Origin of the sequence: Roseivirga sp. (assembly GCF_049099775.1) — a bacterium.
Taxonomy (GTDB): Bacteria; Bacteroidota; Bacteroidia; order Cytophagales; family Cyclobacteriaceae; genus Roseivirga.
Window position 1 is genome coordinate 239,063 of the sequence record NZ_JAGDZM010000013.1, and the last position, 14,848, is coordinate 253,910.

A 14,848-nucleotide genomic window follows, 5' to 3' on the forward strand; every position below is an offset into this window, starting at 1 on the left:
AACTTACTATATTCGTGTTCGTACTAAAACCCATCCGTACTACGAAACCTATGAAATTTCAAATTAAGATTCTTGCTCTTTTAATCTTATCGGCTTTTAGTGTCAATTCTTATAGTCAGGCCCCTGTCAAGTTAAATGCTGCCGAAATAAAGCAAGCCTTAAATAAGCTTGAAGTATTGGGTACTGTCTTATATGTGGCTGCACATCCTGACGACGAGAATACTCGACTTATTGGCTATATGGCGAATGAACGAAACCTTAGAACAGCTTATATGGCGATGACTAGGGGCGACGGTGGTCAGAATTTAGTTGGCACGGAAATAAGAGAATATCTAGGTATAATTAGAACACAGGAATTGTTGGCTGCAAGAAGAAGAGATGGTGGCGAACAATTCTTTACCCGAACCAATGACTTTGGTTTCTCTAAAGATCCTGACGAAACTTTTAATACTTGGGATAAAAACGATGCACTTGCTGATGTAGTCTGGAATGTAAGAAGGTTTAAGCCAGATGTAATGATCGCCAGATTCGATTCCGCAAGAGTTCCAGGTGGGAGAATGCATGGCCATCACACCGCTTCAGCTTTGTTAGCCATAGAAGCATTTGATATCGCAGGTGATCCTAATGTTTTCCCAGAGCAATTGAAATATGTAGATCCTTGGCAACCAAAAGGCCTTTATTGGAATACCTATAATTTTAGAGGAAGCAATAGCGGAACATTTGCTGGAGAAGATGGCTACTATGAGTTAGAGCTTGGCGCCTACAACCCTTTATTAGGTAAATCATATGATGAAATTTCGGCGATAAGCAGGAGCCAACATAAGTCTCAGGGGTTTGGTAGTACCGGTAATAGGGGGGCATTAAGAGAATATTTGAAGTTATGGAAAGGTGAAGCACCGAGTAAAGATGTCTTTGAAAATATTGATCAGACATGGAACAGAGTAGAGGGTGGGAGCACGATCGGTGATCTTTTGAGAAGGGCTAACAAGGCTTACAATTTAGAGAACCCATCGGCTATAGTACCTACATTATTAGAAGCAAGAACGGCCTTAGTGAATCTTAAGAATGATTATTGGAAGAATATAAAATTAAAAGAGCTTGATCTAGTCATAAAATCAGCCATGGGTCTTTACCTTGAAGTAGCTGCAAGCACATACAGTGCAGTACCAGGAGAAGTTGTTCCTATTTTCTACGAAGCAATAAATCGTTCCGTAATCGATACTAAAATACTTTCTATTAATATTCCTTCTTTAAGAAAGACGATAAGCATAAATAAGTCATTGGTAAACAATCAAAGGCTACGTAAGAATGATTCAATTAAGATCAATCAGAATGCGAATTATTCACAACCTTACTGGCTTGAGGATGAAGCCTCATTAGGTATGTATGCCGTGAAAGACCAAGAAATGATTGGGCTAGCAGAAAACCCAGGAGCAGTACCTGTGTTTTTTAATCTTGAAATCAATGGTCAGCCCTACCAATACAGGTCCGATGTGATTTTTAAACGTAACGATCGTGTAAAAGGAGAATTTTATAGGCCATTCGTTATCACGCCTCCAGTAATGGCAGATATCAAGGAAAGCGTGCTTGTGTTTCCGAATAATGAACCTAAAACGGTTAACGTTGTGGTTAAATCAGGTAGAACTGATGTTAAAGGTGCTGTTCGGTTGAACTTACCTAACGGTTGGAAATCCAATCCAGCCTTTGTCTCATACGACTTGAAAGAAAAAAATCAGGAATTTTCAGCAGTTTTTAGTGTCTTACCACCTTCATCTCCAGAAGAAGCCTATATCGGCGTTCAGGCTACTTATAATGGAAAAAGTTATGACCGAGGCCTAAAGATTATAGACTACGATCATATCCCAATTCAAACTATTTTTCCTAAAAGCAACACAAAGGTAGTTCGGGCTGAAATTAAAAGAGCCAACCAATATATTGGTTACATCATGGGTTCAGGAGATGCCATTCCGGAAAGCTTAGAACAAGTAGGATACACAGTTACAATTCTGGACCCCAATAGCATAACCACAGAAAGCCTTGAAGCTTTTGATGCTGTAATAGTAGGGGTAAGAGCTTACAACACAATTGAGCGAATGAATGTGATACAACCAAGGTTGATGGAATATGTTAAAACTGGAGGCACTGTTATTACACAGTACAATACTTCCATGAGAAATCAGCCACCTATTGGTCCATATCCTTTCCAAATTTCAAGAGATAGAGTAACCGTAGAAGAAGCCCAAGTGACGATATTAGCTCCGGAGCACCCCATTATTAACGGCCCAAATAAGATTACCCAAAAAGATTTCGAAGGATGGGTACAAGAAAGAGGCCTATATTTCCCGAATCAATGGGATGAAAAGTATACGCCGATATTATCAAGTAATGACCCCGGTGAAACACCAAAAAATGGCGGTTTGCTTGTTGCAGAATATGGCGAAGGAAACTTTGTTTATACAGGCTATTCTTGGTTTAGAGAATTGCCAGCAGGTGTTCCAGGAGCTTTCAGGATATTTACTAATATGATTTCCTTAGGAAAAGAAAGACCAAAGAATACGGCATTGAACTCTGTAGAAACTGACAACAAATGATCAAAGACAACGAGGAAACCCAAGAAGATAAGCCTCCTTTTTTCGATTCATGGTCTAAAATGTACTGGCTCGTTATGATCGTTTTAGGGATAATGGTTCTATTGTTTTACCTATTTACCATCCATTATTCATGAGTACTATAGATTGGATTGTACTATTTGGTACACTAATTTCCATTGTGGCTTATGGCGTATGGAAAACGCGAAGCGACAATGATATCAATAGCTATTTAAGAGGAGGCGACGACGTTAAATGGTGGGCAATTGGCTTGTCTATTATGGCGACGCAAGCTAGTGCCATTACCTTCCTTTCCACACCAGGCCAAGCCTACACTGAAGGCATGGGCTTTATACAGTTCTATTTTGGGCTACCGCTCGCAATGATCATCATTTCGGTTTTCTTCTTGCCGATCTATTACAAACTAAAAGTATACACCGCCTACGAGTATTTAGAAACTCGTTTTGATATGAAGACGCGCATGTTGGCCGCTTTCATATTTCTTGTGCAAAGGGGATTGGCTGCGGGAATCACCATTTATGCCCCATCCATTATTTTATCTTCCTTATTGAATTGGGACCTTAGAGCTACCAATATTGTAATTGGTGTACTAGTTATTATCTACACCGTATCAGGTGGAACCAAGGCCGTAACCCAAACACAGAAGACCCAAATGGCTGTGATGATGGGAGGTATGATTCTGGCAGGTATTCTTGTGCTCAATTCCTTACCTACAGGTGTTAATGTGACGGATGCACTGCATGTGGCAGGTAAAATGGGGAAACTCAATGTAGTTGACTTCACTTTTGATTTAGAAAATAAATACAGTTTTTGGTCTGGAATGACCGGAGCAGTCTTCCTGTTTCTGTCATATTTTGGTACAGATCAGTCACAAGTACAGCGATACCTATCGGGTAAATCCTTATCAGAAAGCCGTTTAGGACTTATGATGAATGGATTATTAAAAGTACCCATGCAGTTTATTATCCTATTTATAGGAGCAATGGTTTTTGTATTCTATCAGTATAATCAGCCTCCGATCTTTTTTAATGAAACACTAAAAGAAGAAGTATACGAGACTGATAGAGGACCAGATTTTAAGGATTATGAAGGGGAATATGCCGAAATTTTTTCTGAAAAACTGCAAGCTGTTGAAGACTTAAATGACGCTGTAAGAGCAGGAGATGAGCCTGGGATTGAAAGTGCAACATTACGAGTTAATGAATTACAAGCTGAATCGGATACCCTTCGGAAAAGGGCAATTGAACTGGTAGGAGAGGCGGTTCCTGGTGCTGAAACCAAGGATACCGACTATATTTTCATGGACTTTGTGCTCAAGAATATGCCAATTGGTATTGTTGGACTGCTTTTCGCCGTAATATTCTCCGCAGCAATGTCATCAACCTCTTCAGAATTAAATGCACTCGGAAGTACAACCACAATTGACTTCTATAAAAGAAGAGTGAAGCAAAATGCCGGTGATGAACATTATCTAAAATATTCCAAGATTTTTACATTAGGATGGGGTATTCTGGCCATTATAGTAGCTTCTACCCTTAGTTTGTTCGATAACTTAATTGAAGCTGTTAATTTGATTGGATCACTTTTCTATCCAACTGTTCTAGGAATCTTCGTGGTAGCCTTCTTTTTAAAGAAAGTGAGATCAAATGCCGTTTTTATTGGAGCACTTTTGAGTCAAGCGGCTATCATTCTTATTCATTACCTTAATACAAAAGACCTTGCTGGCATATTTACCATGGGCTTTTTGTGGTACAATGCATTGGGTTGTATACTCGTAGTCTTATTTAGTTTGATCATTAATCAAATCGATAGAAATAAATAAAATTACATATACACATATTTAAACATGTAGTAATATTAATGTGTTATTGAAAACTTCTCCTGACTTCATAAGATTGACCTAGAAATACTCAATAGTTTTTCTAAATTCATTTCCATGTATGCCATAGTCGATATAGAAACAACTGGAAGCGCTGCGGCTTATGGTAAGATCACAGAAATAGCGATCCTTATTCACGATGGTAAGCGTGTAATAGACGAATATCAGACCCTGATAAATCCTGAATGCGGTATTCCAATGGGAATTACCTCTTTAACGGGTATCTCAAATGAGATGGTGATGAATGCCCCTAAGTTTTACGAAGTGGCCAAAGAAATTCATCAGATGTTAGAGGGCAACATATTTGTAGCACACAATGTGAATTTCGATTACTCATTTATCAAAAAAGAATTTGTTGAACTAGGAGGTACTTTGAGCTTACCCAAACTATGCACGGTGAGGCTGAGCAGAAAGATATTTCCAGGTTTAAAGTCGTACAGCTTAGGTAGGCTCGCTGATCACTTTCAAATTGAAAATGCTGCTCGGCATAGAGCAATGGGGGATGCCAGAGCAACAGCGGAGCTCATGGATTTATTAATTGCCGACGATTCAGGACAAATTCAAGAGTTTCTGAAGAAGAATTCAAAGGAATCTGATTTACCGCCTAATTTGCCAAAAGAGACTTTCGCAAATTTACCAGCCTTAACAGGCGTATACTACTTTCATGACGACCATGGGAAAGTTCTTTATGTAGGAAAGGCTAATAATATTAAGTCGAGAGTTAGAAATCATTTTTCGTCAAGCGATGTTATCTATAAGCAAGGCCTAAAAGATCAGATATACGATATTACTTTTGAGCTTTGTGGTGATGAAATGATTGCTTTCTTATTTGAATCATTCGAAATTAAAAGACTCTTTCCTCCATTTAATAAAGCCCAGAAATACCCTTCGAGAAAATATGGAATCTACCATTATGAAGACTCAAGAGGGTTTCATCGTTTATCGATTGGTAAGGTTCAAAAAGGACATATTCCCCTAAAATCTTTTACTTCATTTGATAAGGCCAGAACCTTCCTAATTCAATTCGTAAAAGACCATAACCTTGATCCCGAACTCTGCAGTTTGCCTGCTTCAATGATGAAATACTTCGGGTATTCTTTCGAGGTTTCTGATGAAGAAACACTAAAAGAGCGTTTCAAAGCGGCTCTAGCGGCGATAAATGATGTGAAAAACACCTATTGTCTTTTTGGTGATGGAAGAACGATAGGAGAGAAAAGTGTTGTGTTGGTAGAAGAAGGGCTTTATAAAGGGTTTGGCTTTTTTGATGAAGAAGTAACAGGAGAATCATTAAACCAGGTCAAAGATCTTGTGAAAAGTTATCCTGATAATCCTGATGTACATAGAATCATAAATCAATATATCGATAAAAGAGAAATTGTTGTTTTTTAAAAATATTCCGGTTAGGGTATTGATGAAGTTGATTGTTATAAAAATGAAAATCCTACCAACCGTAAACGTTATTTCCCGTTGGAAGGATTAAGATAGAAAAGCTAAGTCATCATAAACATCTTAGACATAACTTGGTTATACAATCATAGAAAATGCAGTCATGAAGAAGACAAAAGAACTTGGAGGAAAAATTTTAAAATACGCTGAAGAGTCAATTCAGGAGAGGTCTAAAAAGACATCGAAACGTTTTAGAAAGTATGTGAACAACGTAAGCGACGTAAGCAAAGAATTAATGTTTGCTAGTACGCTGATGGCTGGGCATAAGAAGCTAGAAGTTTCTGAGTACTCTTCAAATTGAAAAGATTTTTCTTTTCATCCTAGGAGAATAATTCCCATATCGGGAAATACCTTTATCCAAAAGGTCGATTTAACACTCAGAAAAGAATTTTTAAATTTTTGGTAGGGTTATTGGCACGTAGTCTGTATCACATACAGAGACTACGAAAAAATGACTCAAAACACTGCTGATACATTCTTAATATGCCCCTTCTCTGGAAGGAACCTAAGGTATTTAACAGATGCTGAGCTTGTTGTTGTTAATTCAAGAATTAACGGCGGTGAGCTTTTCTTTTATCCGGGTGTTCAAGTTAAAGAGTCTTTAAAACGCGCATTGGTAACAGAACATCAAACCTATATCTACCCTGTTGACGATAATATTATATATCTGAAAAAGGAAACCGCTATAGTTACCAAAAACCGGACAAAGAATTACCTCAAAAGAGTTTCAGATACAGTAATTTCGAGCTTCGAGAGTATTTATAGTTTTAACCGCAAAACTGATTCAGAGCAAGTAAATAAGTTACCAAGTGTACCTTCAATGCCCTCTGATGCCATCGCTTCTTTAAAACAATACATAACAAAATCTCAGAATGTTTTTGTGAGCATGTGCTCGAACAATGCAGATGACGTTCATAACCTTGTTTTTAATACTCATTTCGCGGAATATGTTCATGCAGATTTCGATTTAGAGAGACTTAAAGCATTAAAATCAGAGCTTAAGAAAGATACGACACTTGTTTTATGTGATCCTGTGGCGCTTCCTTTTGCGCAAGAATCTATAGACACGCTCGTTTCATTTGATTTGATAAATGAATACGAGAAGGACGTTGAAAAAGAAGCGGCTGGAGAAATTAAGCGTGTAGTATGTAGTAGAGGTGCTTCAATTGTCATGTTTAATGACAGCCTACCTTTGAATGCTGAACGTCAGCTGAAAAAGGATGAACTTGTGAAAAAAGCCAAGGTGCTAATGAAACCTTGGAAAAAAGTAAGCAGTTGTGAAATCTACTTTCACCCAATATCAGCTACTCAAGATTCTGATATGTCAGATACATTTGTCGGGAAGACTTCTTTGAAGAGACAATTGTTCTAGGTTTTTAAATCCAATTAAACCTTTTTGGCGTACATACGGTTAGCAAAAAAAGCAATCATATGAAGACTAAAGTAATTTTAATCTCTGGTTTGATCATTCTGGTAGTATCAAGCTTCATAACGCTCAAAGGGAATAAAGCAGTTGCAAAGCAAGACGTTCAAGATAAAGAGAAATACGAAATTCAACTTTCGGATGACGAATGGAAAAAACGTTTAACTCCAGAACAATTTTATATTCTTAGAGAACGTGGAACAGAAAGAGCTGGAACAGGCAAGCTCAATAAATTCTATGAAAAAGGGACTTACTATTCTGCAGCTTCTTTACAGCCAATTTTCAGTTCTGAAACCAAATACAATTCTTATTCAGGATGGCCTAGTTTCTGGGATCCAATCTCAGATAATGCCATCAAGTTGGTGAAAGACACCACTTTTGGCATGGTTAGATGGGAAGTGGTGGATAGCAAGAGTGGATCTCATTTAGGTCATGTATTTGATGATGGACCAAATCCAACAGGTAAGCGTTATTGCCTAAATTCTGCAGCTTTGATTTTCGTACCGGAAGGAGAAGATCCACCAAAATTTAAAAAAGACCTGAAGTAATTCAGCAGAACAAAATATTTCACTAACATTGGCCTGATTAATCAGGCCTTTTTTATTTGTACCATGGAAGAACCCAAATCTTTAAACAGCGTAGCAGAATTTCATAAGACTTTTAAACACCCTATTCTTGATTCACCTCAAATACCTTCTGAGGATAGATGCAAGCTTCGTGTGTCACTAATTGCAGAGGAATTAAAAGAATTAGAGGAAGCAATTGCTGACAACGATTTAGTTGAAATAGCCGATGCGTTAGCAGACATACAATATGTATTATCTGGAGCCATTCTTGAGTTTGGTTTAGGTGGTAAGTTCAAGTCGCTTTTTGATGAGGTTCAACGCTCCAACATGAGCAAGACATGTAAGACAATGGATGAAGCAGAAGCTACCAGAAAGCATTACATGGATAAAGACGGAACAGAAAGTTACATAGAGGAATCAGATGGTCACTTTTTAGTATATCGATCGGCCGATAATAAGACATTGAAATCAGTGAATTATTCTCCTGCTGATTTGAAAAGCATCCTAGCTGACCATATTTAAAAACCTTTTCAAGGAACATGGCGTTACGGGAGAACAAATGTAATTGAGGAAGATATGCAGGGAGTTTATTCTATAATGTTATCGCTGATTTTAAACCTTTCTATTGGCTCATGCGCTAGCCAAGGTGGTACTGAATTAGCTGTTTTAAATAATTTACAAGATGGTGAAGCCATAGCAACATTTGCCGGAGGATGTTTCTGGTGTACAGAGGCTGTTTTCGAAAGGGTAGAAGGCGTCAATAATGTGGTTTCTGGTTATACAGGGGGTAAGGAAGAAAATCCAACGTATTATCAAGTTAGCTATGGAAGGACAACGCACGCAGAAGGAATACAGATATATTACGATCCGAGCGTAGTCACATATCAAGAGCTGCTAGATATATTCTTTGCTACACATAACCCTACAGAATTAAATCGTCAAGGACCAGATGTTGGATCTCAATATCGAACAGCGGTATTTTATCATAATAACGATCAGAAAGAAGCACTAGAATCTACGATTGCTAAACTAGATAAGTCGGGTAAGTATGATAAAAAGATAGTGACTGAAGTTAAGCCTTACGAAAAGTTTTGGCTGGCAGAAGATTACCATCAAGACTATTACGAATTAAACCCAGGAAACCCATACATCATTAATGTGGCCATTCCTAAAGTCAAAAAGCTTAAAAAATATTTTCCTGAGAAAGTAAAAGCCAAGTATCGGGCAGAACGATAAACTATAATTTGTGAAGGGCAGAAAGAATTTTTTGCCCTTTACTTTTTATGCCTGGCGTGCCGTATGGCAATAAGTCTTCTACAACAAGGGCCAGTTCATTTTTTAATTCAGGAACGTTCTTGACAATATTATAAGCGACAGTCATAGAAAAAGCTTTTACAGCGACCGCTTCATCTTTACTTTCCAAGAATTGCATGGCTATATCATATAATTCCCCCCAGTGCACTTCGTCTATTTTAGTTTCTTGAAGAAAGCGCATGGTGTTTCTTTTTGGAGCATCATGAAGCCCTTCCTTTTTAAGGTTTTCTATCAATAGCGGTATATAAGGTTGAATAAGCTCGGGACGTGACCTTCCCAAATCACCAACTACCCAGGCCGATCTTTGGACTAACCTATAGCGTTCATTGATGAAAATATCCATCAATTCAACTATTTGATCTGGGTTCGACTCAATAAAACTTACAATAAGCGCTGTATTCTTTTTAGAGTGCTCTTTTAAGAGTTGTTTTCTGATGTCCATGTTTTATAATCAACGAAATTTAGGCATCTTTAATCTCGGTCAAAAACATTATTGAATGGATATTTTACTCATTATTCTTGGTGCTATATGTATAATAGTGGGAATCTTAGGGTGCTTTTTACCTATCATTCCGGGTCCACCTGTAAGTTTTGTAGGCCTATTATTATTAGAATTCACTGAGAAATCACCTTTCGATTCAGATTTTCTTTGGATGTGGGGATTGATTGCCGCAGGGGTAACCGCATTGGATTATGTAGTTCCCGTATATGGTACTAAGAAGTTTGGTGGCACCAAAAGAGGGGTTTGGGGCAGTACAATAGGCCTAATAGTCGGATTATTCTTTGGGCCTTTAGGTATCATTCTAGGTCCTTTTATAGGGGCATTTTTAGGTGAAATGAGCACGGGAAAAGCCACGAATAAAGAAGCACTTCGAGCTGCTTTCGGAGCCTTTGTGGGGTTTCTAGTTGGCGTTTTACTCAAATTAATTGCCTCTGGTTGGATGGCGTGGCTGTTTTTCAAGAACGTATTCGCATAGTAGTCCATATATTTAAAATCTGCCTAATAAGCCGCATTCATTCACTTATTTAAATTAGAGTACCTTTTGAATTCTTAATTTCTGAAGTTTTTTGTCGGACACCGCAGCCTTTTATAAAGGCGTAGCGTATAGGGTGCAATCGACCAAAAACAAGAGTTCATGAAATATTTAAAGGTACCTAGTATCATATTTTTTAGTCTAGCACTTATTTGGGCTTGTACTTCAGAACAAGAACCGCTACCAGGAACAATTGATTGTAGTACAACATTAAATATTGCCTTCTCAAATCAAGTGGATGCTAACTGTGGTCAAAGCGACGGAAGCTTTACTATTGATGTAACGGGAGGCTCAGGAAACTACACTTTTCAATTAGCAGGAGGGTCAGCTCAAACTTCATCCCTTTTTCAAAACTTAGCGGCAGGCACTTATTCAATTACCGTTACTGATACGGATTTAGGCTGTAATATTCAAGTAAATGCCGAGGTTAGAAACCAAGACGGCGTAAATGCAACCTCATCTGTAACACCGAGTGACTGCAACAATCCGGATGGTACAATTCAAATTGTAGCAACAGATGGGGTTACACCTTACGAATATAAGCTAGATGACGGTTCATTTCAGGCAGATCCGAATTTTGCAAGTCTTGCACCTGGAGAATACACAGTTACGGTGAGAGATGCGAGTGGGTGTGAAGTTGAAGTACGTAGTGAGATTGCCTCTACAGTATTGTTTGCAGAAATAAGAACATTAGTACAAGCTAATTGTGCTACATCAGGTTGCCATGATGGCTCACAAGCACCAGACTTCAGAGTTGATGCTAACATCACAGGGCAGGCTGGAAGAATAAGAGCACGTACTAGTGCTAGAACAATGCCACCGCAAGGAAGTGGTTCACTATCTGATGAACAAATCGCGAATATCATTTGCTGGGTGAATGATGGAGCACAAGGAAATTAATAAGGGATATGAAAAAGAAATCAATATTAATCATTGTGATTATCGTCGGTTTAATAGCGGCCTATTTGGTTTACGATAATTTTTTAAGAACTGCACCAGCCATGAAAAGGTTAGATGCAGACCATCAAGTCAATGCTGTACAACTCTACAATGAATTTGATGCAAACGAAGAAGCGTCCAATCAGAAGTACCTGAATAAGATAGTAGAGGTAACAGGTGAAATAAGCGAAATAGAGACTCCGGAAGGTAGTTTGCCAATTATAAGCCTTAAAACAGGTGGATTCGGTGTAATTAAATGCACAATGGAAGCACCATTAGATAATGAAGAGCTACAAAAAATAAGACTTAACAGCTCAATTACACTGAAAGCAGAGTGCATTGGTTTATTACTAGATGTCCTGCTTATCAGAGGTATCATCAATAACAACTGAAAATCACGTATTAAAAATTAACTAATGAAACTAACGAGAATTTTTTTAGCGCTAACCATGCTTATGTGCACGTTGGCAGTAAATGCACAAAATAGATATTTGACTAGAACAGGACATGTGAAGTTCTTTTCTACAGCGCCAATGGAGGACATTGAAGCGCATAACAATAAAGTGTTGAGCATAGTAGATGTCAGCAAAGGTGAAGTGGCAGTAGATATGCTCATGAAGGCCTTCGAATTCGAGAAAAAACTCATGCAAGAGCATTTCAACGAGAATTACATGGAATCGGCCAAGTATCCTAAATCTACTTTTAAAGGAAGCTTTGACTCTCCAAGTGGGTTAAAAGAAATGAAGGATGGAACCTATGAAGTCGATGTTCAAGGAGAAATTACAATACATGGGGTGAAAAGGCCGCTCACAACTAAGGCAATACTTACTGTAAAAGATCAAAAACTAATAGGGGACCTAGTCTTCAATGTTCGCGTAAAAGATCACGAGATCAGTATCCCGAAAGTAGTAGTTAAAAATATTGCAGAAGTAGTAGAAGTGACCGCATCATTTGCGTACGAGCTATATAAATAAAAGATCATGAAAAGCGTAATAACAATATTTTTACTAATGGTTATCAGCATTAATTTATCTGCTCAAGATGACCTACTTGATCTTTTAAATGAAGAACAAGAAGTCCAAACTGACTACGTGCTAGCCACTTTTAAAGGCCAGCGCCTTATAAACGGACATACAGTGGTGACTCGTAAAAAGTCTGAACTTGAATTCCTTATATCACACAGGTTTGGAAGAGTAAATAGTGGAATCAAAGAATTCTTTGGATTGGATGCGGCAAATGTACGTTTCTCTTTAGAATACGGCCTTTCAGATCGTATAACAGCAGGTATTGGCCGAAATTCGCTTCAGAAAGTTTATGACGGTTTTATTAAATACAATCTTTTAAGACAATCTACTGGCAAGGTAAATACACCAGTTACTATAACTGGTTTAAGTAGTATTGCCATTAGAACAGCAGATAACTTTGATTTTGAAGACGATGATTTTGCGTCAAAAGTATCTTATACACATCAGTTGCTTGTGGCCAGAAAATTAAATGAAAAATTTTCTGTTCAAATTTCGCCAACCTATGTACACAGGAATAAGATATTAGAAAATCAGGCCAACGATATTTTCGCTTTAGGAATTGGAGGACGGATGAAGTTATCTCAAAGAATAGCGCTTAATGCAGAGTATTTCTATCGTTTAACCGATGAGTTAGATAGTCAATTCAACGATGCGATTGGAATAGGTTTAGAAATAGAGACGGGAGGACACGTATTCCATCTCAATTTTACTAATGCTAGGTCAATGGCCGAACGTGCCTTCATAACAGAAACCACTGGTGACTTTTTCAATGGAGATATTCATTTTGGATTTAATATTTCTCGAGTTTTTTAGTCGAGTCTTTTTTAGTTGATTATATGTAGATGAGAAGAGCAACTTAGGTTGCTCTTTTTTATTAATACATTATCATATATATAATGATATATATAAACATATTAAACTAATCACATATATAATAAGCAACTCATAATTCAATTAAGCGATAGGGGGCTGATGGTTATTTAAATCTTATTGAACTAAAGAACAATTAATGTATTTCGACTAATTCTATTCACTTCTAATAAAAAAGACACCTGGTCAATAGGTGCCTTTTCTCAGTTACTGACTTGAATTTTGAAAGTGCAGCGGTTTACCAGCCTGTTCTATATTCTCGTTTCACATATTTATTGGCCTCCTCGAAATTGGTCACTTTCATATTTGCAGCATCCCATTGTAGTCTCTTCCTACCATGGTACTTAGTACCACCCCAGAAACCCTGGTTTTTGGCCGCCGGATCTACTTCGAAATAAGCTTTAAGCGCCAGATTGCCTATGAGTAAACTTTCGGTGAAAGGTCCAGCATAATCGAACGATGAGCTTGTTTCCGCATTACCAAAGCCAGCAATACAAGCATTTACCCATTGCAGATAGTGTCCTTCAGGTACTCTGGCTATCGTTTCTTTTACGGCTATTTGCTCATTCAATGAAAGAGGTAAGAGCCTTGGGTTTGCACCATAACAGTCCGCCAAGAGTTTGCCTTTAGTTCCAATAAAAAGTACTCCACCATCCCAATTTCCAAACGCTTCATCATCGCCAAGTTCTTCTGGTCTTTCCGGTTTAAGGCCACCGTCCATCCAAGTTACTTTGATGTTTCCAATACCATCAGTTCTTGGGTAGTTTAAATGAATTTTACTGGCCGTAGGGAAGCTTTTTGGGTAGCTCACGGTCTCAAAGTTCGCCTTAAATGCATCAGCAACGCTACATTCTACTTGATTAGGGTACAGGATAGGTAGAATTCGGTATACCGGATCCATAATATGGCAAGCCATATCTCCAAGTGCACCAGTACCAAAATCCGACCATCCACGCCAATCAAATGGTAAGTAAGCGTCGTTATAATCTCTTTTTTCTGCTGTTCCTAACCACAAATCCCAATCAAGACCATCTGGTATCTTATCCTTTTTTGTAGGTGTTTCCAGCGCCATTGGCCAAATCGCGCGATTCGTCCAGCATTTCACTGTGTGAACTTCACCAATTAGCCCAGCGTCGTAATATTCCTTCATTTTTCTCACTCCATCCCCAGAGGCTCCTTGATTACCCATTTGTGTCACCACCTTGTATTTTTGGGCGGCCTCTGTCAATTGACGGGCTTCGGCAATATCATGCGTCAGGGGTTTTTGAACGTAGACATGCTTACCTAGTTCCATGGCAGCCATGGCCTGAACAGCGTGCATATGATCTGGTGTAGAAACAGATACCGCGTCGATACTATCCTTATTTTCTTCAAGCATCTTGCGATAGTCCTTATACATAGGTGCATCAGGGAAGTTCTCAACCGATTGCTTAGTGTTTCTCGCATCAACGTCACACAAATAGGCAATTTTCACATTAGGACTTTGGGCAAAACTGGCTAAGTCGCTTGTTCCTTTACCGCCAGCACCGATTCCGGCAATATATAATGTGTCTGAAGGAGCAGTAAAACCTTTGCCCAGAACATGCCTAGGAACTATTGAGAAGGCAGCGCCTGCGAAGCCAAGGTTTTTAATGAACGAACGTCTTGATTCAGGTGTGATTTTCTTATCCATGTATAGTTGATTGAAGTCAGGACAATAAGTTATAAAGATTTTGGGAAAATGGATAATCAATAATTATCAAG

General features: G+C 38.3%; 15 protein-coding genes. 13 read left to right on the forward strand and 2 right to left on the reverse strand.

Annotated elements, in window-relative coordinates; translation table 11 throughout:
- The first annotated feature begins 50 nt into the window (after window positions 1–50).
- From JXQ92_RS18190 to msrA, 8 genes are all read left to right on the forward strand, one after another.
- Window positions 51–2,591, forward strand: coding sequence for a PIG-L family deacetylase (locus tag JXQ92_RS18190; RefSeq protein ID WP_421988071.1), 2,541 nt, complete (start codon window positions 51–53; stop codon window positions 2,589–2,591).
- A 130-nt stretch (window positions 2,592–2,721) separates the two neighbouring features.
- The gene (locus tag JXQ92_RS18195; protein ID WP_421988072.1) at window positions 2,722–4,431 is read left to right on the forward strand and encodes a sodium:solute symporter; all 1,710 of its coding nucleotides are present in this window, start codon (window positions 2,722–2,724) and stop codon (window positions 4,429–4,431) included.
- Window positions 4,432–4,545: 114 nt separating this feature from the next.
- Window positions 4,546–5,877 carry an exonuclease domain-containing protein gene (locus JXQ92_RS18200; protein ID WP_421988073.1) on the forward strand — a complete coding sequence of 444 codons (1,332 nt, stop codon included), beginning with the start codon at window positions 4,546–4,548 and terminating at the stop codon, window positions 5,875–5,877.
- Window positions 5,878–6,037: 160 nt separating this feature from the next.
- The gene (locus tag JXQ92_RS18205) at window positions 6,038–6,235 is read left to right on the forward strand and encodes a hypothetical protein (protein ID WP_421988074.1); all 198 of its coding nucleotides are present in this window, start codon (window positions 6,038–6,040) and stop codon (window positions 6,233–6,235) included.
- A gap of 150 nt (window positions 6,236–6,385) precedes the next feature.
- Window positions 6,386–7,306 carry a methyltransferase domain-containing protein gene (locus tag JXQ92_RS18210; protein ID WP_421988075.1) on the forward strand — a complete coding sequence of 307 codons (921 nt, stop codon included), beginning with the start codon at window positions 6,386–6,388 and terminating at the stop codon, window positions 7,304–7,306.
- Between the two features lie 59 nt (window positions 7,307–7,365).
- Window positions 7,366–7,905: a peptide-methionine (R)-S-oxide reductase MsrB gene (gene msrB, locus JXQ92_RS18215; RefSeq protein WP_421988076.1), complete on the forward strand. Its 540-nt coding sequence runs from the start codon at window positions 7,366–7,368 to the stop codon at window positions 7,903–7,905.
- Window positions 7,906–7,968: 63 nt separating this feature from the next.
- Entirely contained in the window at window positions 7,969–8,445 is a 477-nt protein-coding gene (locus JXQ92_RS18220) for a hypothetical protein (RefSeq protein ID WP_421988077.1), read from the forward strand.
- A 54-nt stretch (window positions 8,446–8,499) separates the two neighbouring features.
- The gene (gene msrA / locus JXQ92_RS18225) at window positions 8,500–9,159 is read left to right on the forward strand and encodes a peptide-methionine (S)-S-oxide reductase MsrA (RefSeq protein WP_421988078.1); all 660 of its coding nucleotides are present in this window, start codon (window positions 8,500–8,502) and stop codon (window positions 9,157–9,159) included.
- A 1-nt stretch (window position 9,160) separates the two neighbouring features.
- Here the strand turns inward: msrA and JXQ92_RS18230 are convergent, their stop codons facing one another.
- On the reverse strand, window positions 9,161–9,679 hold the full coding sequence (locus JXQ92_RS18230) for a hypothetical protein (protein WP_421988079.1): 519 nt from the start codon (window positions 9,677–9,679) through the stop codon (window positions 9,161–9,163).
- 55 nt (window positions 9,680–9,734) lie between these two features.
- Between JXQ92_RS18230 and JXQ92_RS18235 the strand changes: the two genes are divergently transcribed.
- The 5 genes from JXQ92_RS18235 to JXQ92_RS18255 all read left to right on the forward strand — a co-directional run bounded on the left by JXQ92_RS18235 (window position 9,735) and on the right by JXQ92_RS18255 (window position 13,048).
- Window positions 9,735–10,214 (forward strand): DUF456 domain-containing protein, encoded by a 480-nt coding sequence (locus JXQ92_RS18235; protein ID WP_421988080.1) that lies wholly within the window; start codon window positions 9,735–9,737, stop codon window positions 10,212–10,214.
- A 159-nt stretch (window positions 10,215–10,373) separates the two neighbouring features.
- Complete coding sequence (locus JXQ92_RS18240; RefSeq protein ID WP_421988081.1) at window positions 10,374–11,171, forward strand: c-type cytochrome; 798 nt, start codon at window positions 10,374–10,376, stop codon at window positions 11,169–11,171.
- 8 nt (window positions 11,172–11,179) lie between these two features.
- Window positions 11,180–11,602 carry an OB-fold protein gene (locus JXQ92_RS18245; RefSeq protein ID WP_421988082.1) on the forward strand — a complete coding sequence of 141 codons (423 nt, stop codon included), beginning with the start codon at window positions 11,180–11,182 and terminating at the stop codon, window positions 11,600–11,602.
- Between the two features lie 24 nt (window positions 11,603–11,626).
- Window positions 11,627–12,184 carry a YceI family protein gene (locus JXQ92_RS18250; RefSeq protein ID WP_421988083.1) on the forward strand — a complete coding sequence of 186 codons (558 nt, stop codon included), beginning with the start codon at window positions 11,627–11,629 and terminating at the stop codon, window positions 12,182–12,184.
- 6 nt (window positions 12,185–12,190) lie between these two features.
- A complete protein-coding gene (locus JXQ92_RS18255) occupies window positions 12,191–13,048 on the forward strand; it encodes a DUF5777 family beta-barrel protein (protein ID WP_421988084.1) in 858 nt (285 codons plus the stop codon).
- A gap of 295 nt (window positions 13,049–13,343) precedes the next feature.
- Here the strand turns inward: JXQ92_RS18255 and JXQ92_RS18260 are convergent, their stop codons facing one another.
- Window positions 13,344–14,777, reverse strand: coding sequence for a Gfo/Idh/MocA family protein (locus tag JXQ92_RS18260; protein WP_421988085.1), 1,434 nt, complete (start codon window positions 14,775–14,777; stop codon window positions 13,344–13,346).
- Window positions 14,778–14,848 lie beyond the last annotated feature (71 nt).